Source organism: Nakamurella sp., from assembly GCF_044224575.1.
Taxonomy (GTDB): domain Bacteria; phylum Actinomycetota; class Actinomycetes; order Mycobacteriales; family Nakamurellaceae; genus Nakamurella.
Genome location: NZ_JBGAKE010000002.1, coordinates 160,336 through 185,221 on the forward strand (window position 1 = coordinate 160,336; position 24,886 = coordinate 185,221).

Annotated in this window: 25 protein-coding genes and 1 pseudogene; 21 read left to right on the forward strand and 5 right to left on the reverse strand. The window is 70.8% G+C overall.

From position 1 onward, the window contains the following. The first annotated feature begins 115 nt into the window (after nt 1–115). From rpmE to atpD, 15 genes and pseudogenes are all read left to right on the forward strand, one after another. The gene (gene rpmE / locus ACILSK_RS02940) at nt 116–328 is read left to right on the forward strand and encodes a 50S ribosomal protein L31 (RefSeq protein WP_395725621.1); all 213 of its coding nucleotides are present in this window, start codon (nt 116–118) and stop codon (nt 326–328) included. Nucleotides 329–542: 214 nt separating this feature from the next. Further along, nucleotides 543–1,628, forward strand: coding sequence for a peptide chain release factor 1 (gene prfA, locus ACILSK_RS02945; protein ID WP_395725622.1), 1,086 nt, complete (start codon nt 543–545; stop codon nt 1,626–1,628). 91 nt (nt 1,629–1,719) lie between these two features. After that, nucleotides 1,720–2,601, forward strand: a complete 882-nt coding sequence (prmC, locus tag ACILSK_RS02950; protein ID WP_395725623.1) for a peptide chain release factor N(5)-glutamine methyltransferase — start codon at nt 1,720–1,722, stop codon at nt 2,599–2,601. Next, nucleotides 2,598–3,248: an L-threonylcarbamoyladenylate synthase gene (locus tag ACILSK_RS02955; RefSeq protein ID WP_395725624.1), complete on the forward strand. Its 651-nt coding sequence runs from the start codon at nt 2,598–2,600 to the stop codon at nt 3,246–3,248. The genes prmC and ACILSK_RS02955 overlap by 4 nt, the downstream gene beginning before the upstream one ends. 385 nt (nt 3,249–3,633) lie before the next feature. Further along, nucleotides 3,634–4,587, forward strand: a complete 954-nt coding sequence (locus tag ACILSK_RS02960) for a class I SAM-dependent methyltransferase (protein ID WP_395725625.1) — start codon at nt 3,634–3,636, stop codon at nt 4,585–4,587. A 37-nt stretch (nt 4,588–4,624) separates the two neighbouring features. Further along, nucleotides 4,625–5,800, forward strand: a complete 1,176-nt coding sequence (locus ACILSK_RS02965) for a glycosyltransferase family 4 protein (RefSeq protein WP_395725626.1) — start codon at nt 4,625–4,627, stop codon at nt 5,798–5,800. A gap of 37 nt (nt 5,801–5,837) precedes the next feature. Next, a complete protein-coding gene (locus ACILSK_RS02970; protein WP_395725627.1) occupies nt 5,838–6,335 on the forward strand; it encodes a hypothetical protein in 498 nt (165 codons plus the stop codon). 147 nt (nt 6,336–6,482) lie between these two features. Beyond that, nucleotides 6,483–6,872 carry a hypothetical protein gene (locus tag ACILSK_RS02975; RefSeq protein ID WP_395725628.1) on the forward strand — a complete coding sequence of 130 codons (390 nt, stop codon included), beginning with the start codon at nt 6,483–6,485 and terminating at the stop codon, nt 6,870–6,872. Then, complete coding sequence (atpB, locus tag ACILSK_RS02980) at nt 6,869–7,681, forward strand: F0F1 ATP synthase subunit A (protein WP_395725629.1); 813 nt, start codon at nt 6,869–6,871, stop codon at nt 7,679–7,681. The genes ACILSK_RS02975 and atpB overlap by 4 nt, the downstream gene beginning before the upstream one ends. A 109-nt stretch (nt 7,682–7,790) precedes the next feature. Continuing rightward, nucleotides 7,791–8,012, forward strand: coding sequence for an ATP synthase F0 subunit C (gene atpE, locus ACILSK_RS02985; RefSeq protein ID WP_395725630.1), 222 nt, complete (start codon nt 7,791–7,793; stop codon nt 8,010–8,012). A gap of 34 nt (nt 8,013–8,046) precedes the next feature. After that, the gene (locus ACILSK_RS02990) at nt 8,047–8,568 is read left to right on the forward strand and encodes a F0F1 ATP synthase subunit B (protein ID WP_395725631.1); all 522 of its coding nucleotides are present in this window, start codon (nt 8,047–8,049) and stop codon (nt 8,566–8,568) included. After that, nucleotides 8,568–9,392 (forward strand): F0F1 ATP synthase subunit delta, encoded by an 825-nt coding sequence (locus ACILSK_RS02995; RefSeq protein WP_395725632.1) that lies wholly within the window; start codon nt 8,568–8,570, stop codon nt 9,390–9,392. The genes ACILSK_RS02990 and ACILSK_RS02995 overlap by 1 nt, the downstream gene beginning before the upstream one ends. 55 nt (nt 9,393–9,447) lie before the next feature. Then, nucleotides 9,448–10,942, forward strand: a pseudogene (gene atpA, locus ACILSK_RS03000) (F0F1 ATP synthase subunit alpha); the annotation flags it as partial. Nucleotides 10,943–11,049: 107 nt separating this feature from the next. Next, nucleotides 11,050–11,946, forward strand: a complete 897-nt coding sequence (locus ACILSK_RS03005) for a F0F1 ATP synthase subunit gamma (protein WP_395725832.1) — start codon at nt 11,050–11,052, stop codon at nt 11,944–11,946. A 6-nt stretch (nt 11,947–11,952) separates the two neighbouring features. Next, a complete protein-coding gene (atpD, locus tag ACILSK_RS03010) occupies nt 11,953–13,389 on the forward strand; it encodes a F0F1 ATP synthase subunit beta (protein ID WP_395725633.1) in 1,437 nt (478 codons plus the stop codon). Between the two features lie 210 nt (nt 13,390–13,599). Here the strand turns inward: atpD and ACILSK_RS03015 are convergent, their stop codons facing one another. Further along, nucleotides 13,600–16,017 carry a hypothetical protein gene (locus ACILSK_RS03015; protein WP_395725634.1) on the reverse strand — a complete coding sequence of 806 codons (2,418 nt, stop codon included), beginning with the start codon at nt 16,015–16,017 and terminating at the stop codon, nt 13,600–13,602. Between the two features lie 246 nt (nt 16,018–16,263). On the opposite strand from ACILSK_RS03015, the gene ACILSK_RS03020 reads away from it, so the two are divergent. Together ACILSK_RS03020 and ACILSK_RS03025 are read left to right on the forward strand one after the other, a co-directional pair. Beyond that, nucleotides 16,264–16,656, forward strand: a complete 393-nt coding sequence (locus ACILSK_RS03020; protein WP_395725635.1) for a F0F1 ATP synthase subunit epsilon — start codon at nt 16,264–16,266, stop codon at nt 16,654–16,656. 28 nt (nt 16,657–16,684) lie between these two features. Then, nucleotides 16,685–17,149, forward strand: a complete 465-nt coding sequence (locus tag ACILSK_RS03025) for a DUF2550 domain-containing protein (RefSeq protein WP_395725636.1) — start codon at nt 16,685–16,687, stop codon at nt 17,147–17,149. A 10-nt stretch (nt 17,150–17,159) separates the two neighbouring features. On the opposite strand, the gene ACILSK_RS03030 is transcribed toward ACILSK_RS03025, so the two are convergent. Further along, entirely contained in the window at nt 17,160–17,741 is a 582-nt protein-coding gene (locus ACILSK_RS03030; RefSeq protein WP_395725637.1) for a cob(I)yrinic acid a,c-diamide adenosyltransferase, read from the reverse strand. A gap of 102 nt (nt 17,742–17,843) precedes the next feature. Between ACILSK_RS03030 and murA the strand changes: the two genes are divergently transcribed. The 3 genes from murA (at nt 17,844) to ACILSK_RS03045 (ending at nt 20,223) form a co-directional block, all read left to right on the forward strand. Further along, nucleotides 17,844–19,109, forward strand: a complete 1,266-nt coding sequence (gene murA, locus ACILSK_RS03035) for a UDP-N-acetylglucosamine 1-carboxyvinyltransferase (protein ID WP_395725638.1) — start codon at nt 17,844–17,846, stop codon at nt 19,107–19,109. A gap of 2 nt (nt 19,110–19,111) precedes the next feature. Continuing rightward, nucleotides 19,112–19,822: an endonuclease NucS gene (gene nucS, locus ACILSK_RS03040; protein WP_395725639.1), complete on the forward strand. Its 711-nt coding sequence runs from the start codon at nt 19,112–19,114 to the stop codon at nt 19,820–19,822. Nucleotides 19,823–19,992: 170 nt separating this feature from the next. Next, the gene (locus ACILSK_RS03045; protein ID WP_395725640.1) at nt 19,993–20,223 is read left to right on the forward strand and encodes a DUF3107 domain-containing protein; all 231 of its coding nucleotides are present in this window, start codon (nt 19,993–19,995) and stop codon (nt 20,221–20,223) included. Here ACILSK_RS03045 and ACILSK_RS03050 read toward each other — a convergent pair. The 3 genes from ACILSK_RS03050 to ACILSK_RS03060 form a co-directional block, all read right to left on the reverse strand. Beyond that, nucleotides 20,211–20,870, reverse strand: a complete 660-nt coding sequence (locus ACILSK_RS03050; RefSeq protein WP_395725641.1) for a TetR/AcrR family transcriptional regulator — start codon at nt 20,868–20,870, stop codon at nt 20,211–20,213. The genes ACILSK_RS03045 and ACILSK_RS03050 overlap by 13 nt on opposite strands. Nucleotides 20,871–20,952: 82 nt before the next feature. Further along, nucleotides 20,953–22,599, reverse strand: a complete 1,647-nt coding sequence (locus ACILSK_RS03055) for an alpha/beta hydrolase (protein WP_395725642.1) — start codon at nt 22,597–22,599, stop codon at nt 20,953–20,955. A gap of 187 nt (nt 22,600–22,786) precedes the next feature. Then, nucleotides 22,787–23,086: a hypothetical protein gene (locus ACILSK_RS03060; RefSeq protein WP_395725643.1), complete on the reverse strand. Its 300-nt coding sequence runs from the start codon at nt 23,084–23,086 to the stop codon at nt 22,787–22,789. A gap of 170 nt (nt 23,087–23,256) precedes the next feature. On the opposite strand from ACILSK_RS03060, the gene ACILSK_RS03065 reads away from it, so the two are divergent. Continuing rightward, a complete protein-coding gene (locus ACILSK_RS03065) occupies nt 23,257–24,342 on the forward strand; it encodes an alpha/beta fold hydrolase (protein ID WP_395725644.1) in 1,086 nt (361 codons plus the stop codon). Nucleotides 24,343–24,886 lie beyond the last annotated feature (544 nt).

Consider the following 24,886-nt stretch of genomic DNA (forward strand, 5'->3'; position numbering starts at 1 on the left):
CCGGCTGATCTGGAATACTGGTCGGTCGAGCCCGGCTCCGGTTCACGTCTGCGCGCATTGACGCGGGCGACCCGGCGGCCCGTCCGAAAGGCTCTCCCGGAAAGAGGAACCCGCAATGAAGACCGGCATTCACCCTGCGTACGTCACCACCGAGGTGCACTGCGGCTGTGGTAACACCTTCACCACCCGCAGCACCGAGACCAGTGGTTCGATCCACGTCGAGGTCTGCTCCAACTGCCACCCGTTCTACACGGGCAAGCAGAAGATCCTGGACACCGGCGGCCGGGTCGCCCGCTTCGAGGCGCGGTACGGCAAGCGCAGCCGTTAGCACGATCACGGCGCCCGCGGGCTCCTCACGAGGGAGCCGGCGGGCGCCGTTTCGCGTCCCGGGCCGCCCGTTCGAGGGGGTCGTCCCGGGCCCGGCGCGCGGGTTCGCTGATCAAACCCGCGCCGGATGCGACATTTCGGGCACGTTCTCGCGGGTTTGATCAGCGAAGGAGACCGGCCGAGGCCGGGTCCCGACAGGCGGAGGTGGTGGGCGGATGAGCACGAGCAGCGCGTCGGCGGTGGATTCGCTCGTCGCCGAGTACGAGGACCTGCAGATCAAACTGGCCGATCCGGCGGTGCACGCGGACCAGTCGGCCAGCCGCAAGCTGGGCCGCCGGTACGCCGAGCTGACCCCGATCGTCGCCACCGCCCGGGATCTCGAATCAACTCGGGGCGACCTCGGGGCCGCCCGGGAGCTGTCCGAGGAGGACCCGGCGTTCGCCGACGAGGCCCGCAGCCTGGCCGCCCGGGTGGACGAGCTCGAGGCCAGGCTGGCCGAATTGCTGGTGCCCCGCGATCCGGACGACGGCAAGGACGTGCTGATCGAGGTGAAGGCAGGGGAGGGTGGCGAGGAGTCGGCCCTGTTCGCCGGTGACCTGCTGCGCATGTACCTGCGGTACGCCGAACGGCGGGGCTGGAAGACCGAGGTGCTCTCGGCCACCGAATCGGACCTGGGCGGCTACAAGGACGCCACGGTCGCGGTGAAGGCGGGCGGCGGGCTGCCGGACGGGGTCTGGGCCCGGCTCAAGTACGAGGGCGGCGTGCACCGGGTGCAGCGCGTCCCGGTCACCGAATCCCAGGGGCGGGTCCACACATCGGCGGCCGGCGTGTTCGTCGCCCCCGAGGTCGAGGACGTCAACGATGTCGAGATCAACGACAACGACCTGCGGATCGACGTGTTCCGGTCCTCCGGACCGGGCGGCCAATCGGTGAACACGACCGACTCGGCGGTGCGGATCACCCATCTGCCGACCGGCATCGTGGTGTCCTGCCAGAACGAGAAGTCGCAGCTGCAGAACAAGGAACAGGCGATGCGGATCCTGCGGGCCCGGATGCTCGCCGCGGCCCGGGCCAGCGCGGACGCCGCTGCGGCCGACGCCCGCCGGTCCCAGGTCCGCACGGTCGACCGGTCCGAACGCGTCCGCACCTACAACTTCCCGGAGAACCGCATCGCCGATCACCGCGTCGGCTACAAGGCCTACAACCTGGACGCCGTCCTCGACGGGGACCTGGACGCCGTCCTGGACGCACTGTCCGCCGCCGACCGGGCGGAACGGCTGGCCGGCGCGGGTTCGTCATGAGCGAGACCGGCCGAGAGCACGTCGGACGCGATCAACCCGGCGTCCCGGTGGACGCGACCGGGCCGGCGACGTGCGTCGAGAGGGCGGCGGGATGAGCCGGCACTCCCTGCGCGCGGCGATCCTGGATGCGTCGCGGACGCTGGCGGCCGCCGGTGTGGCCAGTCCGGACGTCGATGCCCAGGAGTTGGCGGCGCACCTGCTCGGCGTCCAGCGCACCCGGTTGGGCCTGACCCCGCTGGTCGAGGACGACTTCCTGGCGGACTACGGCGCCCTGATCGAGCAACGGGCCCGGCGCATCCCGCTGCAGCACCTGCTGGGCACTGCGCAGTTCGGCCGGGCCACCCTGGCGGTCGGCCCCGGGGTGTTCATCCCCCGACCCGAGACCGAATCCCTACTGGCCTGGGCCGTGCATGCGATCGCCGCCGTCGAGCGGCCGGTGGTGGTGGACCTGTGCACCGGCAGCGGGGCGCTCGCCCTGGCCATCGCCGCGGAACGCCCGGACGCCCGGGTGATCGGGGTCGAGCGATCGTCCGTCGCCCTGGCCTGGGCCCGGCGCAACGCCGTTGCCCAGGCGGACGCCGGGCGGACCCCGGTCGAGTTGCGAGGCGGCGACATCTTCGACGATCGCCTGCTGGCCGACCTCGACGGCGTCGTCGACCTGGTCACCGCGAACCCGCCGTACGTGCCCGACGGCACCCCGGTCGAACCGGAGGTGGCCGAGCACGACCCGCCGGATGCGGTGTTCGCCGGCCCGGACGGGTTGTCGGTGATCCGCCCGCTGCTGTCGGTGGCGGCGGCGATGCTGAAGGTCGGCGGGGTGCTGGCCGTCGAGCACGACGACACCCAGGGTGAATCGGCGCCGGCGCTGCTGCGGTCCCGTCGGGTCCTCACCGATGTCCAGGAGCACCAGGATCTGGCCGGGCGGCCGCGGTTCGTCACCGCGACCCGGGTGCGGTTGACTGGCCACTCGTGAGCACCTTCGATTGCGCGGATCCCATCGACCGGCGGGCCGGGTTGGAGGCCGCGGCGCACGCCGCCGCATCCGGCAACCTGGTGGTGATGCCCACCGACACGGTCTACGGCATCGGCGCGGACGCGTTCAATGCGGCCGCGGTGCGCGCATTGCTGGCCGCCAAGGGGCGCGGTCCGGACATGCCGGTGCCCGTGCTGGTCGGTTCCTGGACCACCATCGAGGGCCTGGTGATGGCGGTGCCGCCGGTCGCCCGAACCCTGGTCGAGGCGTTCTGGCCGGGCGGGTTGTCGCTGGTCATCGAGCACGCCCCGTCATTGCAGTGGGACCTGGGTGACGCGAACGGCACGGTGATGGTGCGGATGCCGCTGCATCCGGTGGCGATCGACCTGCTGCGGCTGGTCGGGCCGATGGCGGTGTCCAGCGCGAACCGGAGCGGGAACCCGCCGGCCACCACCGCCGCCGATGCGCACGACCAGCTCGGCGAGCAGGTGTCGGTGTACCTGGACGGCGGCCCGTCACCGATCGGGGTGGCGTCCACCGTGGTGGACATCACCGGCGACATCCCCCGGGTGCTGCGGGTCGGCGCGGTCCCGCTGGACCGGCTCCGGGACGTCGTCGGCGCCGTCGAGGACGCCACCGCCCGCTGAGCCGGCGCGCGCACCCGACCGGGTGCGTCCCCGAGTGCCCGCGGGACGGGCTGTCGTGCCCCGACGGGACCGGAAGAAGCCGAAGGCCCGATCCGACGGCGTGTCGTGATCGGGCCTGCGGGCAGCTCCCGGCGTGGGGCTCATGTTCAGTTCGGCACAACTGACAGTTCGGCAACGCTGATTCGCCTCGCGCGGCGGCGGTGACGGTGACCGGGTCCGGGCATCGAACCCGGTCACTGTCCTGGCGAATCGGAGCTACCTGATGGAGACGGACCACCCGTCCCGCCGTTGCGCGAATGGCACGTTGCGGTTCGGTAAAGCTCGTCCATGGGCGCCTCGCCGGGTCGCCGGGTCCGGCGTGCGGCCCGGGTGGTAGCTTGCGGCGATGTCCGCTTCGACCGATGCCGATCGGACGCTCAGCACCCTGCTTGCCTGCCCGCTGGACCGCTCCGACCTGGAGAGCGACGGGTCCGGGTGGCGCTGCCGGAATGGAGGACACTCCTTCGGCCGCGGCGACCACGGCTATCTCGAACTCGCCCGGCCGGGTAGCCCGGTGCTGACCATCGAATCCACCAGCAGTGAGTGCGCGCACATCCAGGAGTCCGGCGGCGAGCGCGTGTACCGCGAGTACCTCGCGGACTGGCTGCGCGGTCCCCGGGGTGGGACCGGGCTGACCGTTCTCGACGCCGGATCCGGGACGGGCACCGCCGTTGCCGAGGCGCGTCGCGATGGTCACTGCGCGGTCGGCCTGGACATGAGCGCCGTGGCCGCTTACTGGCGGGCGGCCGGGCGGCCGGCCGACCAGTTCGTGGTCGGCTCGGTCACCGAAATGCCGTTCGCGGATGACGCCTTCGACGTGGCCTGGACTCTCGGCGTCATGGAGCATGTCGGAACCACCACCGGTCATCTCACGTTGGCGTCCGACTGGCGGCAGCAACGGGCGGAATTCGCCCGCGAGTTGCTCCGGGTGGTCCGCCCCGGCGGGCGGATCCTGATGGCCTGCCCGAACAAGTCGTTTCCCCTCGACATCCAGCACGGCCCGACCGACGAGCAGACGCAGGCTCCGCTGCGAGCCCGCATCTTCGATCGATTCGGCGTGAACGTTCACCAGGTGTGGGGCAGTTACCACCTGCCGTCCTACCGCGACGTCGACCGCTGGTTCGGGCGTGAACGGGTCCGGCCGCTCCCGCTGGCGAGCTATTTCGGATTCAGCGCCCTGGAACGACCCGGTGTTCCGCAGCCGGCGGCGCGAGCAGCGCGGTGGTGGGTCGAGTCGATGCCGCCAGCGCTCCGGCGAACCGGGCTCAATCCGTACGTTCTCGTCGAGATCGTCGTGTAGCACCGGTGGTTCCGGGTCGGCGCACTACCCTACGTCGGTGACGCCCTACGTCCTTCCGTTGCGCGAATACGCCCTGGTCTGCGGCGCTGCGGTGGTCGTGACATTCCTGCTGACCGGGGTGGTGCGGCTGATCGCCGTGCGGGTCGGCGCGGTGTCGCCGATCCGGGAGCGCGACGTCCACTCGCTGCCGACGCCGCGGATGGGTGGCCTGGCCGTCTACCTCGGCTTCGCCGCCGCGGTGCTGATGGCGCTGCAGCTGCCCGCGCTGGGCGCGGCGTTCTTCTCCTCGTCCGAGATCGTCGGCGTGCTGGCCGCCGGCGGGGTGATCTGCCTGGTCGGCATCATCGACGACCGGTTCGATCTGGACGCGGTCGCCAAGCTGGCCGGCCAGATCCTGGCCGCCGGCGTGATGGTGCTGTTCGGCGTGCAGTGGCAGGTGTTGTGGCTGCCCAGCAGCGGGCCGTCGGGCGGCAGCCTGGTCAGCCTGGACCAGACCCAGGGCATCGTGCTGACGGTGCTGTTGATCGTGGTGCTGACCAACGCGATGAACTTCATCGACGGGCTCGACGGGCTGCTCGCCGGGGTCGCCGCGATCAGCGCGTTCGCACTGTTCATCTTCTCCGCCCGGCAACTGGTGCTCTCCGGCGACGACACCTCGGCCTCCCAGCCGCCGCTGATCGCGGCGGCGTTGCTGGGCGCCTGCATCGGGTTCCTGCCGCACAACTTCTATCCGGCCCGGATCTTCATGGGCGACTCCGGCTCGATGTTCATCGGGCTGGCGATGGCCGGGGCGATCGTCAGCGCAGGCGGGAAGCTGGACCCGGCCACCTTCGGTCCGCGGTCCACGATCGCCCTGCTGACCCCGCTGATCGTGGCCCTCGCCGTGATCTTCATCCCGGTGCTGGACTTCCTGCTGGCGGTGATCCGGCGCACCAAGGAGGGTCGACACCCGTTCAGTGCGGACAACCGGCATCTGCACCACCGCATGCTGGCCATCGGTCACACCCACCGGCAGGCCGTGCTCATCTTCTACTACTGGGCCTTCGCCCTGGCCGCGAGCGCGGTCTCGCTGACGTTCGTCACCTGGCAGATCGCCCTCATCCCGACGACTGTGCTGTTCCTGGTGGGGCTGATGTTCTCGGTGTGGCCACGGGTGCAGGCCGGGCGGCGGACGCGGCGCGAGCGCAACCGGATTCCTGCCACACTGCGGTGAACGCCGGAACCCGACCGCAAAGGTGAGCCAAGATCCCGTGACCGGAGAATCGCCCCCGAACGAGCGGCCGAGCCGACCGCCGGTCGACCTGTCGGCGCAGATCCAGGCGGCCGCCAAGATCGCCGACCGCAGCCGGTCGGCCGGCGCCTGGTCGCTGGATCACCTGAAGCTGTGCCTGCCGGTGCTGGTGGCCGGCGGACTGATCCTCGGCGTGGTGGGAGCCGTCGTCGCGGGCTGGGGGGCCGTGCTCGGGGTGCTGATCGGCACTGTGATCGTCGGCGCCTTCTTCACGTTCTCGGCCGTCGTCATCGCCTGGGTCGGCCGGACCAACCCGAATACTGTGATGGTTGCCGCACTGTTCGCCTACGTGATCAAGGTCTTCATCCTCGCCCTGATCCTGATGACGATGCCGATCGACGGTCCGGTGAACGTCCGCTGGATGGCCGGCGCCATCGGCCTCGGCGTGTTTCTGTGGCTGGGCGCACATATGAGATATGTCTGGACATTGAAGCTCTTCTACGTGGACCCGCGGTAACCCGACGCTTGTCCGGTCCGAGCCGACGGAGCCGACGGGGCCGGCAAACCTGCAGGCCAAAGGGTTGCGAAAGCGTTGCGGCGGGCGCCACGCCATGAGAACCGGGTGCACGGGACGTCTGAGTCTCCTGATAAGGTCCGGGACGCCATGAAGATGTTTCCCAAGGCCAAGCCCCCATCGCCGGGAGCCGACGAGGGATGGGCCGTGCTGGGCAGCCTGATGTCGGGACTGCTCCTGTTCGGTGGCCTGGGCTGGTTGCTCGACCAGTGGTGGGACATCCGGGTGATGGCGCCGGTGGGCGCGGTCGTCGGCATGGCACTGGGTATCTATGCAGTGGTGACGCGGCACGCGGTGCGGGCCGACGCCACGCCGGAGACCAGCGAGTTGACATCGTCCGCGCGAGCGAAGGCGGACGCGGCACGAGCACTACGTGAAGCGAAGACAGCGAATCGGCGCAGGGCACTGCGTCCGACCGGGTCGATGACCCGGCCGGATGCGGCGCCCTGCACCGGTACCCGAAGGGAGACGGTGGCGTGAGCCTCCTGTCAGCGGTGATGCTGACCGCGACGGACGACGGCGGCATATTCGAGCCGCCCACCGTCGAGCATTCGTTCTTCTTCGACAAGGTCGGGGAGGGCGAGATCGTCTCCTCGGTGAAGGCGATGGTCCTGCTGGGCCTCGGCGTCATCCTGATCATGGCGTTCTACCTGGCCGCGTCGCGCAAGGCGGCGGTGGTCCCCGGGAAGATGCAGTTCGCCGGTGAGAGCGCCTACGGGTTCGTCCGCAACGGCGTCGCGATCGAGATCCTGGGCGGCGCGAACGGGCGCAAATGGGCCGGCTTCCTGGCCACCCTGTTCGCCTTCATCATCGTGCAGAACCTCTGGGGCATCGTGCCTTTCGCCCAGATGCCGGTGACGTCGCACTTCGCGATCCCGGTCCTGCTGGCGCTGACCGTGTGGTTCATCTACATGTTCGTCGGCATCCAGAAGCACGGTTTCTTCGGCTTCTTCAAACTCATGTGCTACATCCCCGGGATTCCCGCGGCGATGCACCTGCTGCTGATTCCGATCGAGTTCCTGTCCAACATCATCCTGCGGCCGTTCACGCTGGCCATCCGGTTGTTCGCCAACATGTTCGCCGGCCACATGCTGATCACCATCGCGGCGGTCGGCACGCTGTATCTGTGGGGGACCGGGACCCCGGTGAACATCGTGCTGGGCATCCTGCCGTTCGTCGGCAGTCTCGGCCTGGTGTTCTTCGAGCTGCTGATCTGCTCGCTGCAGGCCTACGTGTTCTGCCTGCTGACCGCGATCTACCTGGAATCGTCACTGGCCGACTCGCACTGAACCCGCCACCGGCACCCGTCCCACCCGACCGCAGTACCTGGCCCGCACCGGCGCGGTCAGCGATCGACCACCTGGATCCGCCACGGATCGCGTGAAAGGAAATGCACTCATGGATCTCGCCGAACTGACCGGCAACGTCGGCACTCTCGGTTACGGTCTGTCCGCCATCGGCCCGGGTATCGGCGTCGGCATCGTGTGGGCGGCCTACATCTCCTCCACCGCACGTCAGCCGGAGTCCGCCGGCCTGACCCGGACCTACGCCTTCCTCGGGTTCGCGGTCTCCGAGGCGCTGGCCCTGCTGGGCTTCGTGGTGCCGTTCATCCTGACCTGATCCGCCCCCGACCTTTCGAGAGTGCAGGATCGTGATGAATCAGAACATTGCCGCTGAGGGGACGACCAACCCGATCGGTCTGCCCTGGGGCGAGGTCGTCATCGCGGCGATCGGGTTCGCGCTGCTGCTGATCGTGCTGGGCAAGTTCGTCTGGCCCCAGTTCGAGAAGGCGTTCGCGGCCCGGACCAAGGCGATCGAGGGTGGCATCGCCAAGGCCGAGGAGGCCCAGAACGAGGCCAAGGCCGCGCTGGATCGGTACAACCAGCAGCTGGCCGGCGCTCGCGAGGAGGCCGCCAAGATCCGCGAGGATGCCCGGGCCCAGGCTCAGGCGATCCGGGACGACATGCTCGCCCAGGCGCACGCCGAGGCCGAGCGGATCGCCGCGGCCGGCCGGGCGCAGCTGGACGCGCAGCGGGCCCAGATCGTCGCCGAACTGCGCGCCGATCTCGGCCGGGTGTCGGTCGAGCTGGCCGGCAAGGTGGTCGGTGAGTCGCTCGATGACGAGGCCCGGCAGAACCGCACCGTCGAGCGCTTCCTGGCCGAGCTGGACCGCTGATGATCCAGCACATCGCCAGCCGCGAGGCCCTGGAAGCGACCAACCGGCACCTGCTGGAGGTGTCCGAGCCACTGAACGGCGTCGGGTTGGCCGCCCTGGGCAGCGACCTGGACGGTGTCTCGGACCTGCTGCTGGTTCAGGTGTCCCTGCGCCGGACGGTGTCGGAGAACACGCTGTCGCCCGATATCCGGGCCGGCATCATGGAACGGCTGCTCACCGGCAAGATCGGCGCGCCCGCGCTGGATGTCGTGCAGTTCGCCGTCCGGCTGAAGTGGGCGTCGTCCCGCGACCTGCAGGACGCGATGCGGCGGTTGAGCCGGACCGCGATGTTCCGCCGGGCCGAGCGGACCGGCGAGCTGGACGAGGTCGAGGACCAGCTGTTCCGGTTCGGCCGGATCGTCGACGCCGCCCCCGAATTGTCGGTCATCCTGGACGACCCGACCGCGGATCCGGAGGCCCGATCAGCGTTGGTGCACCGGCTGCTGTCCGGCCGCGCCCACACCCTGGTCACCGAACTGGTCGATGCACTGGCCCGGGACACGGCCGGGCGTTCGTTCACCCACGGGGTGCGCGAGCTGCTCGACCAGGCGGCGCAGCGGCGGGACAAGATCGTCGCGTTCGTCAAGACGGCCCGTCCGTTGACCGACGAGCAGCAGGCCCGGCTGGGTGCGTCGCTGGGCCGGATCTACGGCCGTCCGGTCACCACCCACGTGGAGGTCGAGCCGGGCCTGCTCGGTGGCATCCGGGTGCAGATCGGCGACGAGGTCATCGACGGCACGGTGGCCGGGCGGCTCGACGAGCTGCACCGAAAGATGGCCGGCTAGCACCGCTTTTCGGCAGACTCGCAGCACAATCTTCACGACACAGAACGGGAACGCGATGACCGAGTTGACGATCTCACCCGACGAGATCCGCTCCGCGATCGAAAGCTACGTCTCCACCTACTCGCCCGAGGTGACCCGGGAGGAGGTCGGCATCGTCGCCGAGACCGGGGACGGCATCGCGACCGTCGAGGGCCTGCCGTCGGCGATGGCCAACGAGCTGCTGTCGTTCCCCGGCGGTGTGCTCGGCGTCGCGCTGAACCTGGACGTCCGGCACATCGGCGCCGTGCTCTTGGGCGACGCCAACACCGTGGAGGAGGGCTCCCAGGTCACCCGCACCGGCGAGGTGCTGTCGGTGCCGGTGGGCGATGCCTTCATGGGCCGGGTGATCAACCCGCTGGGCCAGCCGATCGACGGGCTGGGCGACATCGAGTCCACCGAGGTCCGCGCCCTCGAACTGCAGGCGGCGACCGTCGTCGAGCGGCAGGGCGTGAGCGAGCCGCTGCAGACCGGCATCAAGGCCATCGACGCGATGACGCCGATCGGGCGCGGCCAGCGTCAGCTGATCATCGGTGACCGCAAGACCGGCAAGACCGCCGTCTGCGTCGACACGATCATCAACCAGAAGCAGGCGTGGGCGACCGGCGACCCCCAGCAGCAGGTGCGCTGCATCTACGTCGCGGTCGGTCAGAAGGGCACCACCATCGCCGGTGTCCGGCAGTCCCTGGAGGACGCGGGGGCGCTGGAGTACACCACGATCGTCGCGGCGCCCGCGTCCGATTCGGCCGGCTTCAAGTGGCTGGCCCCGTACACCGGCTCGGCCATCGGCCAGCACTGGATGTACCAGGGCAAGCACGTCCTGATCATCTTCGACGACCTGTCCAAGCAGGCCGAGGCGTACCGCGCCATCTCGCTGCTGTTGCGCCGCCCGCCGGGCCGCGAGGCCTACCCGGGCGACGTCTTCTACCTGCACTCCCGCCTGCTGGAGCGTTGCGCGAAGCTCTCCGACGAGTTGGGCGCCGGTTCCATGACCGGCCTGCCGATCATCGAGACGAAGGCCGGCGACGTCTCGGCGTACATCCCCACCAACGTCATCTCGATCACCGACGGGCAGTGCTTCCTCGAGGGCGACCTGTTCAACTCGGGTGTCCGGCCGGCCGTCAACGTCGGCATCTCGGTGTCCCGGGTCGGCGGCGCCGCGCAGGTCAAGGCGATGCGGTCGGTGTCCGGCACGCTGCGGCTGGACCTGTCGGCCTACCGCGAGCTGGAGGCGTTCGCCGCCTTCGGTTCCGACCTGGACGACGTGTCCAAGCGGGCGCTGGCCCGCGGTTCACGGCTGGTCGAGTTGCTCAAGCAGCCGCAGTTCACCCCGTACCCCGTCGAGGAGCAGGTCGTCTCGATCTGGGCCGGCACTCGCGGCCACCTGGACCGGGTGCCGGTGGAGGACATCCGCCGGTTCGAGAGCGAGTTCCTGCAGTACCTGCGGCACAGTGCCGGCAGCCCGCTGCAGGCCATCCGCGAGTCGAAGGTCCTCTCGTCGGATTCCGAGAATGCGCTGAAGACGGCGCTGGCCGAGTTCGCCGACACCTTCACCACCTCCGAGGGCACCATCCTGGGTCGCGAGGCGAAGGCGGCACAGGTACGCGTGCTGCGCCAGCGGGTGAAGTCGGTCAAGTCGACCCAGAAGATCACCAAGGCGCAGGAGATGATCGCCACCTCCCGCATCGCCAAGGCGCAGGCCAAGGTGGCGGCGGCGGCGCCGTACTCGCGGCAGATCACCGACGTGCTGACCGCGCTGGCGTCGGCCGCCACGTTGGATCACCCGCTGCTCAACGAGCGGGAACAGGCCAAGCGGGCCGGCATTCTGCTGATCACCGCCGACCGCGGTCTGTGCGGGGGCTACAACGCCGCCGCGATCAAGGCGGCCGAAGAGCTTGCCGCGCTACTGCGCTCGCAGGGCAAGGAATCGGTGCTGTACGTGATCGGCCGCAAGGGCGTCGGTTACTACACGTTCCGCAGCCGCCCGATCGAGGCGTCCTGGACCGGTTTCTCGGAGCGGCCGACCTACGCGCACGCGGAGGCGGCCACCGAGGCGATCCTGCCCGCGTTCCTGGTCGGCTCGGCCGGGCAGACGGCCGAAGGACACCCCGGGATCGACGAGATCCACCTGGTGTCGACCCATTTCGTCTCCATGATCACCCAGCGGCCGCAGGCCCGGCGGATGGCGCCGATGGAGATCGAGTACGTCGATCGGGACCCGTCGGCGACCTCGCTACTGCCGTCGTACGAGTTCGAGCCGTCGTCGGATCAACTTCTGGACGAGATGCTGCCCAAGTACCTCAAGACGCGGATCTACGCGGCGCTGCTGGACGCGGCCGCCTCGGAGTCCGCGGCACGACGGGCGGCCTGCAAGGCGGCGACCGACAACGCCAACGACATCATCAAGAAGCTGAGCCGGGAGGCCAACCAGGCCCGGCAGGCGCAGATCACCCAGGAACTGACCGAGATCGTCGGCGGCGCAGACGCTCTGGCCGCACTTGGCAACGAAGAGGACTGAGGACCTATGACAGTGGCCGAACCCACCCTCCGCGCCCCGGCGCCCGCCACCACCGGCCGCGTGGTCCGAGTCATCGGACCCGTCGTCGACGTCGAGTTCCCCCGCGGCCAGGTGCCGGCGCTGCTCAATGCCCTGCACGTCGAGGTGACCCAGGGTGGTCCCGCGCGGACGCTGACCCTGGAGATCGGGCTGCATCTGGGCGACGACATCGTGCGCTGCATCTCCATGCAACCCACCGACGGTCTGGTTCGCGGCACGTCCGTCACCGATACCGGCGCGCCGATCTCCGTGCCCGTGGGTGACGTGGTCAAGGGTCACGTGTTCAACGCGCTCGGCCGTTGCATGGACGAGCCCGGCGTCGGCGAGAACGCCGAGCACTGGCCGATCTACCGCAAGCCCCCGCCCTTCGACCAGCTCGAGGGCAGGACCACCCAGCTCGTCACCGGCATCAAGGTCATCGACCTGCTGACCCCGTACGTGCAGGGCGGCAAGATCGGCCTGTTCGGTGGCGCCGGCGTGGGCAAGACGGTGCTCATCCAGGAGATGATCACCCGGGTGGCCAAGAACTTCGGTGGCACCTCGGTGTTCGCCGGGGTGGGGGAGCGCACCCGCGAGGGCAACGACCTGTTCGTGGAAATGACCGAGTCGGGCGTTATCCACGACACCGCGCTGGTGTTCGGCCAGATGGACGAGCCGCCGGGGACCCGCATGCGGGTCGCGCTCTCCGCGCTGACGATGGCGGAGTACTTCCGGGATGTGCAGAACCAGGACGTGCTGCTGTTCATCGACAACATCTTCCGGTTCACCCAGGCCGGCTCCGAGGTCTCCACGCTGCTCGGCCGGATGCCGTCCGCGGTGGGCTACCAGCCGACCCTGGCCGACGAGATGGGCGAGCTGCAGGAGCGGATCACCTCCACCAAGGGGCGGTCCATCACCTCGCTGCAGGCCATCTACGTGCCCGCCGACGACTACACCGACCCGGCGCCGGCCACCACCTTCGCGCACCTGGACGCCACCACCGAGCTCGACCGGGCGATCACCGAGAAGGGCATCTACCCGGCGGTGAACCCGCTGTCGTCGACCTCCCGGATCCTGGACCCGCAGTTCGTCGGTGACGAGCACTACCGGGTCGCTCAGGAGGTCATCCGGATCCTGCAGAAGTACAAGGAACTGCAGGACATCATCGCCATCCTCGGCATGGACGAGCTCGGCGAGGAGGACAAGCTCCTCGTCGGCCGCGCCCGCCGGATGGAGCGGTACCTGGGCCAGAACTTCTTCGTCGCCAAGCAGTTCACCGGCATGGACGGCTCCTACGTCGAGATGGAAGAGACCATCGCCTCGTTCGACGCCATCGCCAAGGGCGAGTACGACAACGTGCCCGAGCAGGCGTTCCTCAACGTCGGTGGGATCGACGACGTGCTGGCCAAGGCCAAGACGCTGTAGTCCTGCGGTTGTGCGGCGGCGGTCGACCCGGGTGTCCGGGTCGGCCGCCGTTTCGCGTCCGTGACGACCGGGCGGACAGGCCTGCGCGGACCGGTCCTGCGGGGGTGGGTTCGGGGACGTTCGGCGCCGCCGAGAACAGCCGGGCCGGGCGATGGCCCGGCCCGGCTGCGCGGCGGCCGACCTCGGGCGGCGGGCGGTGGGTCGCCGACCTCAGGCGGCGGGAATGGACGCGATCACCGACGCGATGTCGGGTATCCGCCAGGCCTGGGAGACGTTGGTCGAACTCGACAGCACGGTGACGTCGTCGCCGTCCACGTGGACCATCAGCGATCCGTCCGGCTCGACGACGGGAACCGGCAGCCAGGTCCAGCGAGTCCCGTCGGCGGTCAGCCAGAGCACGCGGCCGGTGTACTCCACGGTGTCCAGGCGTCCGGTGGCCAGATATCCACCCGGCACCGCGGCCGTGTCCCCCAGCTGGAACGGTTCGGCCGCGCCGCCGCGCGGCGTGGCGGGTGCATCGACCACCGGCGGGTCGGCCGGCTGGAACGCGCCGGCGGCGTCGATCGTCCAGCGTCCGGTGGCGCCATCCAGATCGCCCTTGATGACCAGCCGGCCAGCCACGGTGCCGCAGTTCGAGAACGAGGACGTGACGTCCGGCCCGGTCGGCAGGGGGGAGCGCTGCCAGCGGCCGTCCTGCTCGATCCAGCCGGTCGCCGTCGAGTGGCCATCGGTCAGGTAGATCCAGCCGACCGCAACCGCGCGACCGGCCGGATCGAGGCAGACCTCGCCGATCCCGGACGAGCGGTCCCCGTCGCCGAAGTCGCCATCGGCCCGCGACCACCCGACACCGTCCGTCGAGGTCCACAGCATGGCCTGGCTCGGGCCGGCGGTGTCGCCGGCGTGACGCCCCCAGAGCACCCAGCGATCCCCGAGATGCCGCACATCGCTGAGGCTTTCGAATGCATCCGCGCCGAAACCGGCGGTCGGTTGCCACGGCTGATCGGGTGCCGAGCGGAACCATCCGGTGACCTGCTGGCTCCGGTCGTCGCCCGACATCCGGGTGGACAGCAGCACCTGCGCGGTGCCGTCGACGCCGATCTCGACATCCTGCGCCTCGGCCGCATCGGTGGGGTCCCACGGCAGGACCGCGAGCGCATCCCCGGCCAGCCCGACGAGCGCCGGTTCGTTGATCGTGCGGAAGCCGCCGTCGCGGAACGGAAGGAACTGACGCTGCCGGATGACGGCGAGCCGGCCGGACACCAGCTCGGAGAAGGTCGGCGGATCCCGGTAGGCGGCGGGCGCGACGTCGGTAGTCCAGACACCGGATGCCGCGCGGCCGACCACCGTGCCGTGTGCTCCGCCGATGGTCACCACCATTGCCCCCGGCCCGTCGGTGCCGGACGGTTGCACGATGGGCGCCACCCGGCCGAGCCGGCCGACGGCGTCGGCGACCTGGTCGGACTCCCCGACGGCGATCCACTCACCCGAGGGTTGCCGTTGGAACAACCGGGACGAGCGGCTGTTGCTGCTCCCGGCTACCGCGACGACGTAGTCGCCCGCGGCGGTCGGGACGCCCAGGGCTGCGTCCTGCTTCGACCACCGGAAGTCCTGGGGCTCGGGGACGGACTCGGCGCTCCAGGTGCCGCCGTCGGGCGAGAACCACGCCGTCATCTGCCGGCTCTGCGCCGGATCGTCCGGGATCAGATCGGTGCCGGTGACCACGAATCCGGCGGCCAGGTGCGTCACCCCCCAGGCCGTGGCCTGCTCATTCGGCGAGATGGTGACCGGCGCGGCCCAGGTGCGGCCGGCATCTGTCGACCGGAAGGCCAGCAGCGGGCCCCCCTCGGTCGGGCCCTGCCGCCCGGTCAGCAGGACGGTGTCGCCGGCGACGGCCAGGCCGTCGAGGGTGCGACGCTGACCGTCGGGTGCCGCCGGCAGGGGCGTGATCGTCGGCTCGCCGTTCGTCGTCGGATCGAGCACGATCGTGGCCGCCGCACGTTCCTCGCCCTGGGCGAGCGCGACCACCCGGCCGCCGTCGACGGCGACGCCGGTCACCGCTGCGGAGGTCAGCGACTCGGGAAGCTGGACCGGAGTCCAGGTGGCCCGGTCCGTCGAGGTCAGCAGGAACGGCCAGCTGGCGCCGGCCTCCCAGGTCCAACCGCCGATGGCGGCGACGCGGTCGCTGCCGCCCAGCCAGGCGGCCTGCGGTTCACCGGGCACGCCCGGTCCCACATCGGAAGGTCGCCAGGAGGTCCCGTCCCAGCTCGAGACCTGGAGGCGATGACGACCGTCCGGGGACGTGCGGATCATGGCGCTCAGTGCGGGCAGATTCGGCTCGCCGGCGATCACCTCGCCGCCGTCGAGGCGGTCGGCCTTGGCGACCATCTCGGCAGGGACGGTCAACGGCTGGATCGGCACCGACCGCCGCCATTGCTCGGTGGTCGGTGGGCCGGGGCTGACCTGGGCCGGAGGCTGGGTCGACCCGCCGTCCGGGGCACTGGGATCGGCCGATGGGCCCGCCGAACCAGTGCACGCGCCGAGGCCGAGGGTGACCGAGGCCAGCAGCGCCAGGAGCCGGACGCGGCGGCGGGCGGCTGCGGGCCCGGTGGCCCGGTTCGGCGAGGTCATGGGTGCAGACGGTAGTGCCCTTCGCCGACACCGACCGGCAGTTGTCCACAATCGGCTGGTCGGACGGGTAGCACCCGGCCCGGGCGGGCGGCTGTGGCGAAGATCGCTCCCGGCGCGACAGGAGGTGTCGGTCGGCTAGACTTCGGTTGTCGGGCCCGTCGAGGCCGGGCTTCATGCATCCCGCATGCGTCACTCGGGGCATGACGTCGAGCGGACACAGCAGATCGAGCGGAAGGCCGAGCGTTCGTGGCAGAGATTCAGGTCCATCTGGTCGCCGTCGAGCGGGAGCTCTGGTCGGGTCAGGCCCAACTCGTGGTGGCGCGGACCGTCGACGGCGACATCGGTGTGATGGCCGGGCATTCCCCGCTGCTGGCTCAGCTCCGCGAAGGCTACGCGGCCCGGATCGTCGAGCCGAGCGGCAACGTCCTCGGGGTGGCCGTGCACGGCGGATTCCTGTCGGTGACCAAGGAGGGCGTCTCGATCCTGGCCGAGGACGCCCAGCTGTCCGACGAGATCGATGTGACGAAGGCCCGGGCGGCCTACGAGCGGGCCCGGTCCAGCGGCGGCGATTCGGCCGACACCGAGGCCGATCTGCGCCGGGCGCAGGCGCAGCTCCTCGCCACCGGCAACGAGATCTGACCGGCGCCGATCCGGTCGAACAATCGAGATGGATCTTGCATCGCTGGCCCAGCTTCTCGGTCTGGCGGTGCTCGTTGTCGTCATCCTGTCCATCTCCGTGATCGCTCTGCGACGGTCCGTTCTCATCCGATCCGGCGCCGTCGACGTCAGCTGGCGATCGAACCTGCGGTCGGACGGCGGCGGCTGGATCCTCGGGCAGGGTCGCTACCGCGGCACCGAACTGTTGCTCTACCGGGCGTTCTCGCCGCTGCCCGGGGCCGCCAAGCGGCTGCGCCGCGAGTCGCTCAAGCTGGGTTCGCGACGCGCCGCCGTCGGCACCGAGCCGGATCTGCTGCCGCTGAACGCGGTGATCGTCCGATGTACCGACGGCGGTGGCGACATCGAGCTGGCCCTGGCCGAGGAGGCGCTGACCGGGCTACGGTCCTGGCTCGAATCGATACCGCCGGCCACTCGTTCCGTGCGCCTTTTCCACCGCGGGGTCCGCAAGCACTGACGCGAATCCGCTAGTCGCGTTGCCCGCCGGGCACCCACAGCACGTCACCATCCGGATTCGCTGCCCGGGCCAGGATGAACAGCAGGTCCGACAACCGGTTCAGGTAGGCCGCGGCGAGCGGGTTGCTGCCGTCCGGATCGACGGACCGGAGCGCCCAGGCGCTGCGTTCGGCCCGGCGCGCCACCGTCCGGGACACGTGCAGCAGGGCAGCGGCGCCGGTCCCGCCGGGCAGGATGAATGACTTGAGCGGCCGCAGGTCGGCATTGAAGGTGTCGCAGTCCCGCTCGAGACGGTCGATGTAGTCCTGGGTGATCCGCAGTTCGTGCGGCGCCGCGGGACGATCCGGGTGCATCGGGGTGGCCAGGTCGGCGCCGAGGTCGAAGAGTTCGTTCTGCACGCGGCGGACCACGGTGGCGACGGCCTCGGCCGGTTGGCCGATGGCGATCACCAGCCCGAGGGCGGCGTTCGTCTCGTCGCAATCCGCGTAGGCGACCAGCCGCGGGTCGGTCTTGGGCACCCGGCTGAAGTCAGCCAGGCCGGTGGTGCCGTCATCACCCGTTCGGGTGTAGATGCGGGTGAGGTGCACGGCCATGGGTCCACACTACGGCGGCCCGGGGCTCGGCCAGGGCGAGGCCCGGGCACGTCACTGTGCTGATGTCGGTGCAATGCCGGTCGCCCGGTTACAGTGCCTGGCGTGGAACGCTTCCTGGTGACCGGGGGATCGCGCCTGGCCGGCACGGTCCGGGTCGCCGGTGCCAAGAACAGCGTGCTCAAGCTGATGGCTGCGGCGCTGCTGGCCGAGGGCACCACCGAGATTTCCAACTGTCCGGAAATCCTCGACGTGCCCCTGATGGCCGACGTGCTGCGCGGGCTGGGCGCCGAGGTGGCGCTGCACGGCGACACCGTGGCCATCACCACCCCGGCCGATCTGTCCTTCCGGGCCGACTTTCCGGCGGTCGGCCGGCTGCGCGCGTCGGTGTGCGTGCTGGGACCGCTGATGGGGCGGTGCCGTCAGGCCCAGGTGGCGCTACCGGGTGGCGATGCCATCGGATCGCGGCCGCTGGACATGCACCAGTCTGGCCTGCGCGCGTTGGGCGCCACGATGAGCATCGAACACGGCAAGGTGGTCGGTTCCGCCGCTGAGCTGACCGGGGCGGTGATCGGTCTGGACTTTCCGAGCGTCGGGGCGACCGAGAACATCCTGATGGCGGCCGTCCTGGCCCGGGGCACGACGTTGATCGACAACGCCGCCCGGGAACCGGAGATCATCGACCTCGCCCAGCTCCTGGTGCAGATGGGCGCCCGGATCGAGGGCGCCGGCACGGCGACCATCACCATCGAGGGCGTCGACGAACTGCACCCGACGAGCCACCGCACGGTCGGGGATCGGGTGGTCGGTGGCACCTGGGCGTACGCGGCGGCCATCACCCGCGGCTCGGTGCGGGTCGAGGGGGTCGATCCCGCGTTCCTGACGGCCCCGCTGGAACGGCTGGCCAGCGCCGGCGGGCGGATCGAGACCGAGCCCGACGCGGTCACCGTGACGATGGCCGAGCGGGCCAAGGCCGTCGACTTCATCACGATGCCCTACCCCGGGTTTCCGACCGACCTGCAGCCGATGGCCCTGGCCCTGGCCGCGGTGGCCGACGGCCATTCGCTGATCACCGAGAATGTCTTCGAGGCCCGCTTCCGGTTCGTGGACGAGCTCATCAGGATGGGCGCGGATGCCCGGACCGACGGCCATCACGCGTCCCTGCGCGGACGGGATCAGCTGTCCAGTGCACCGGTGTGGGCGACCGACATCCGGGCCGGAGCGGGCCTGGTGCTGGCCGGGCTGGCCGCCGACGGCGTGACCGAGGTGCACGAGGTATTTCACATCGACCGGGGTTACCCGCATTTCGTGCAGGACATGCAACAGCTGGGTGGCCAGATCGAGCGGGTCGACTCCGAACCGGACGGCTGACCGTGCGGCTGGTGGTGGCCCGTTGCTCGGTGGACTACGTCGGTCGGTTGACGGCTCATCTGGACCCCGCGGTCCGGCTGCTGATGGTCAAGGCGGACGGTTCGGTCCTGGTGCACGCCGACGGCGGGTCGTACAAGCCGCTCAACTGGATGTCGCCGCCGTGCCGCCTTTCCGAGGCCGACGGCCGGTGGACCGTCGAGAACAAGGCCGGCGAACGGCTGTTGATCACCCTCGACGAGGTGCTGCACGATTCCTCGCACGACCTGGGGGCCGATCCGGGCCTGATCAAGGACGGGGTGGAGGCGCACCTGCAGGCGCTGCTCGCCGAGCACGTCGGCACGTTGGGTGAGGGTTGGACCCTGGTCCGCCGCGAGTACCCGACGCCGATCGGTCCGGTCGATCTGATGTGCCGGGACGGCGGTCCGACGATCGAGGTCGGGCCGGCGCCGACCGGTGACGGGTCGCCCATCGCCCGGGCCGGGTACGTCGCCGTCGAGGTCAAACGGCGGGCCTCCATCGATGCGGTGGAGCAGCTGACCCGGTACCTGGATTACCTCAACCGCGATCCACTGCTGTTTCCGGTAGCCGGCGTACTGGCCGCCCAGAACATCGCCCCGCAGGCCCGGACCCTGGCGCAGACCCGCGGGATCCGCTGCGTCGTCCTGGACTACGACCGGTTGCGCGGCATCGAGGTCGACGGCACGTTGTTCTGAATCCACTGAGCCCGGGCCGGCGGACGGGCCGCGGCTCCCTGTTCGCGGTCGGCGGACGGGGGTCGGCCGGAATCGTCGGACGACTGCACTAGCCTGAAACCAAGCCCGATCCCGGGAAACGTCCGGTGTGCGGGCGGGAGATCATCGCGACACAGCGTTGGAGGATTTGCGTGGACGTCAAGATCGGTGTCACGGACACCGGGCGCGAGCTGGTGGTCAGTTCGGCTTCCGACCCCGACGAGATCGAGACGCAGGTCGCCGAGTCGCTCAAGGATCCCAAGGGCACGCTGGTCCTGGTGGACGAGAAGGGCCGCCGGGTGATCGTCCCGTCCGCCCGGATCGGGTACGTGGAGATCGCCCCTGCGGACAGCCGCAAGGTTGGGTTCAGCTATTCGCCGTGACCGGCCGGCCCCGGCCGGGGCTGGTCGTGGGCGGGTTGGTCATGCCGGGGAAACCTGGAGATGCCCCGCCACATCAGGGTGGACAGCAACTCGACCGCCTCGGCGCGGGACACGTTCGGTGATTGCTGGATCCAGTACCGGGCGCTGACCTGGGACAGGCCGACCATGCCCGAGGCGAGCAACCGCGCGCGTTCCACGTCCACGCCGGTATCGGTCGTGATCGTCTCGGTGATGGCCGAGATGCACTTGTCGAACGCTCGCTCCACGATCCGCTCGACCTCATGCTGCCCGCGCAGATCCGACTCGAAGATCAGCCGGTACGCCTGACCGTTGTCCGCGACGAAGCTGAAGTAGGCGGCGACCGCGTTGTCCACCCGGATGTGGTTGTCACTGGACGCGCGCAACGCCTCCCGGACCAACCGCACCATCTCGTCCGCCGACTCGCCGAGCAACGCCAGGTACAGCTCCAGCTTCGACGGGAAGTGCTGGTAGAGCACCGGTTTGCTGACGCCGGCGGCCACCGCGATGTCGTCCATGGCGGCCGCGTGGTAGCCCTGGATGACAAAAACGGCCTTCGCCGCGGCCAGCAACTGCGCCCGCCGGGCGGACTTGCTCAGCCGCGGCGTCACCCTGGTCGCGTCCGTCATCGCTGTCCGCATCCTCCTCACCGGCCCGCGCTCACCCTACGCGGACAGGGGCGCAGACCGAGGCCCGCCGCCGCCGGCCGGTTCAGCGGCCCGGGCGGATCGGGACGTCCTCGTATCGGCCGACCACGATGGCGGCGGTGGCGTCGAGCGAGGCTCCGGCCAGGTAGTTGCCGCCGCTGTGGTGCAGGTGCAGGGCGTTGACCTCGTTGGTGACGAAGTCGGTGAGCCCGCCGAGCAGACCGCCGGTGTGCACCCGGACGTCGGGTGCGTTCGACGGCACGTCGATCAGGTTGGCGCCGAACTCGGCCGCGGCCGGATCAGGTCCGTACGGGGTCGGCTGCATCAGGGGGCCGAACGGGGTCACGCCGGACAGACTGCCGGCCAGCGCGTCGGTGATCCCGGTGGTGATCGGATCCAGGTCGAGGCTGTTCACCCAGACGTGCCCGGGGGTCATGCCGGGGTAGTCGGCGACCGAATCGACGTCCACGCTCGCGCCGGGCGATCCCGCCAGGATCACATCGTCGAACGCCGCCCCGCGGGCGGCGGCGGCCGAGATGACGGTGGACCCCATCGAATGGCCGTAGCCGACGATGCGGGCCCCGGTCGGCGCGAGTGACCGGAAGCCGACGAGGTCGTCGACGAGTTGCTGGCCGCCGATCCGGGCAGAGACGTCATCGACCGCGGCGATGACGTTCTCGACGGAAGCCGCCGGGCTCATGGGGGTGCCGCCGTCCACCGCCAACGGCGTCTCGTAGCCGTACCAGGAAACGACTGCCGTCCGGCCGCCCGGGTCGAGATCGGCGGTCCGGCCGGCCAGGGTCAGTGCGTCGTGCACACCGTCGCCCATCTCGACCAGCGAACTCGACACCCCCGGGGCCATGGTGACCACGGTGTCGGCACTGGTGATGTCGCCGACACTGATCGCCGCCCGGCCCTGGCTGTTCGAACCGGCCGATTCGTAGATCAGCAGCTGGGCGGTCTGCCCGTCGGCCCGGACACGCTCGAGCGCGGACTGCACTCCCTGCGCGGCGCCGCGAACGGCGTCGTCATCGGACTGCAGGTCGGCGGCCAGCCGATCGAGATTGGCCAGATCGATCGGAGGCGCCGGCGGGACCGGCGGCTGCGCTGCCACGCGGGGAAACGCCGCGGACGACGCGATCGCCGGCAGGGCGTCCACCGGCCCCGCCGGGTCGTCCCGCAACGCCGATTGCAGGGCCTGCAACGCAGCGTCGTTGCGGCTACGGAACCGCCGGACCGCGTCGGCCAGCCCGCCGACCGCGGCCGCCACCACCGGCAGCCGGCCGTTGGCGGTCGCCCAGGCGATCAGGTCCTCGCCGGGCGGCCAGCCGATCGCGAGGACGCTGTCCTCGGCGCGGGCCAGCTCGGCTTGGGCCGACATCCGGGTGGAGTCGAGGGTGCCGATGGTGTCCATGGCCGCGGCCAGGTGGCGATCGACCACGTCGCGGGCCGACAGTCCGGCCTCGCGGTGATGCCGGACGGCTTCCCGCGGAGCCGGGCTGGACCACCCTTGCGCCATCACCGGCAGCGCGTTCCCCAGCTGCTCACTGCCGTCGGACAGCGACCGGCGCACCGCGTCGGCGCAGGCGCGCCAGCTCCGCAGCGCCCCGACGTCAACCCCCGTCAGTTCGTCGACCGCCACGACCGGATCCTCGTGGCCCAGTCGCCGGGCGGCATCGGCAATGGCGGTCCTCGCGATCGACCCGGTCATTTCGCCACCGTCCCGGGCCGCCTCGCAGGCTCGGCCGTCCCGGGCCGGGTGCCGCACTGACGACGTGGTCGGGTCGCTCGGCAAGCCTCGCTCATTTGCGCCACCGTCCCGGGCCGCCTCGCAGGCTCGGCCGTCCCGGGCCGGGTGCCGCACTGACGACGTGGTCGGGTCGCTCGGTCACCCGGGCTCATCGACCCGCGCCGATCACCGAATCCACCAGATCGAACATCACCGCCGTCGTCTGCATCGCGCCGGCCATCGTGTGGCTGCGTTCGGCCAACCCGCGGGCGGCGTCCTGCGCACGGGACAGACCCTGGGCGGCCGCGGTGATCGCGGCCTGCCCGGCGGCGGACGGTCCCAGGCTGCCGCCGGCCATGGGTACCGGATCCGGCCGGCCGGACCCGCCGAACGCGGCCGCGGCCTGCTCGACCACCTCGGCCGCCCGCCTGATCGCCCCGCTGTCGACTTCGAGCGTCTGTCCGCTCACATTTCCTCCCGGTGCTCGTCCCTTCGGTCAGCCTGCCGTCGACATCCCCACGCCGGCCCGGTCGGCGCAGCAATGTGCATGAAACTCGGACATGTGAACAAACCGCAGGGCCAGTGCCGATCGACCGCTCGCCGGCGTGCCGGGGGGAGACGGCGAGGCACCATGATGAGGTGACTTCGCCCCCGTCCTGGCATGTGGCCGGACCGCCGCCCCGCGACGAGCTCGCCGCGTGGACCACCATCGAGCCGGCCGACGCCGAATTGGGCGCAGTTCCGCCGCTGTCCCGGCCGGCTCCACCCGGCCGGATCGAACTCGTGCATGGCGGTGGGGTCAACGTGCGCCGCCATCCCGGTCCGGTCAACGCCGTCCCCGCGGTGTACGTGCATGGGCTGGGCGGGGCCTCCACCGATTGGACCCGGCTCGCGGCGGTGCTCGCGCCGCACGCGACCGGGTACAGCCTGGACCTGCCGGGCAGCGGCCGATCGGACCCGCCACCCGCCGGGCGCTACTCGCCGGCGGTGGACGCTCGGGTCGTCGCCCGGACCATCGAGCAGGTCGCCGATGGCCCGATCCATCTGGTCGGCAACTCCTACGGGGGCATCGTGGCGACCCGGGTGGCGGCCGGCTGGCCGCACCTCGTGCGCACGTTGACGGTGCTGGCGCCGGCCGTGCCGGACCTGCGACCGACCGCCGACCGGGGCGCCGACCCCCGGCTGGGGGCGCTGCTGGTGCCCGGTACGGCCGCCCTGGCCTATCGCCGATTGGCCTCGATTCCACCCATGGCGCGGGCCCGAAGCATGGGGGAGCTGTGCTTCGGCCGACCCGAGGCGGTCACCGAGCGGGACTACGCGCTGGCTGCCCGGGAGCATGCCTGGCGGGCCCGCCTGCCCTGGGTGTTCGAGGCAACCGTCGGCTCCCTGCGCGGGCTGATGAACGACTACCTGCGGCCGGGGGTGCAATCGTTCGCGGCGCTGGCCGGCCGGGTGCAGGTGCCGACACTGGTGGTGTGGGGAACCCGGGACCGCCTGGTCGATGTGCGCCTGTCGCGTCGCGCCGCGGCGGCCTACCCCGACTCGCGCCTCCTGGTGCTGGCCGGCTGCGGTCACGTCCCGCAGATGGAGGAACCCGAGGCGACCGCGCGCGGGATGATCGCGCACTGGCGGGACGCGGCGGCGGAGCGACCCGGACCCGCCGGGGTCAAGATCGACCCGGGCGCGCCGCCGCAGCTGATCAGTACCCCTATGGCAACCTCGTAGCGTGACGTGGGAATCCGGCGGATACCGCCGGCCGGGAGCTGGTGAAGGTCAAGAACCGGTCGACCCTCGAACGTCGCGAGACCCCTCGGACCCGTACGGCCGCCAGTCGTCTGGCCCGTCGGATCCGCGCGGCCGTTCGACCTCCAGCCGATCCGGGCGAGGCGCCCCCGACGGCACCCGGTCCGGAACGCCACGCGGACGGCAGGATTCGGGCTCGTGGGACGTCGATCCCAATCCGGCCCTCCGTGGTCGGTCCGCATCGCTGTCGCGCTCCGCACTGTGGGACGACCGTGATTCCCCGTCGATCCACGCGGAGGCACCCCGGCGTCCGGGATCCCGGCCGGACGCCGACGGACCGGCGTCTCGCGCCCGCCGCGGCACCACGGACGGATACCGAACGCCCGCAGCGGCGTCCGGTTCCCCGCGGCGCTCCGGCGACTCGGCGCCATCGTCGCGCGGTCGGGAAGGAGCCGAACGGCCCCGCGGGGAATCCCGCGCCGGCGGCTCGTCCGCGAAGCGCTCATCGGCCTCGTCGTCCTCGCGA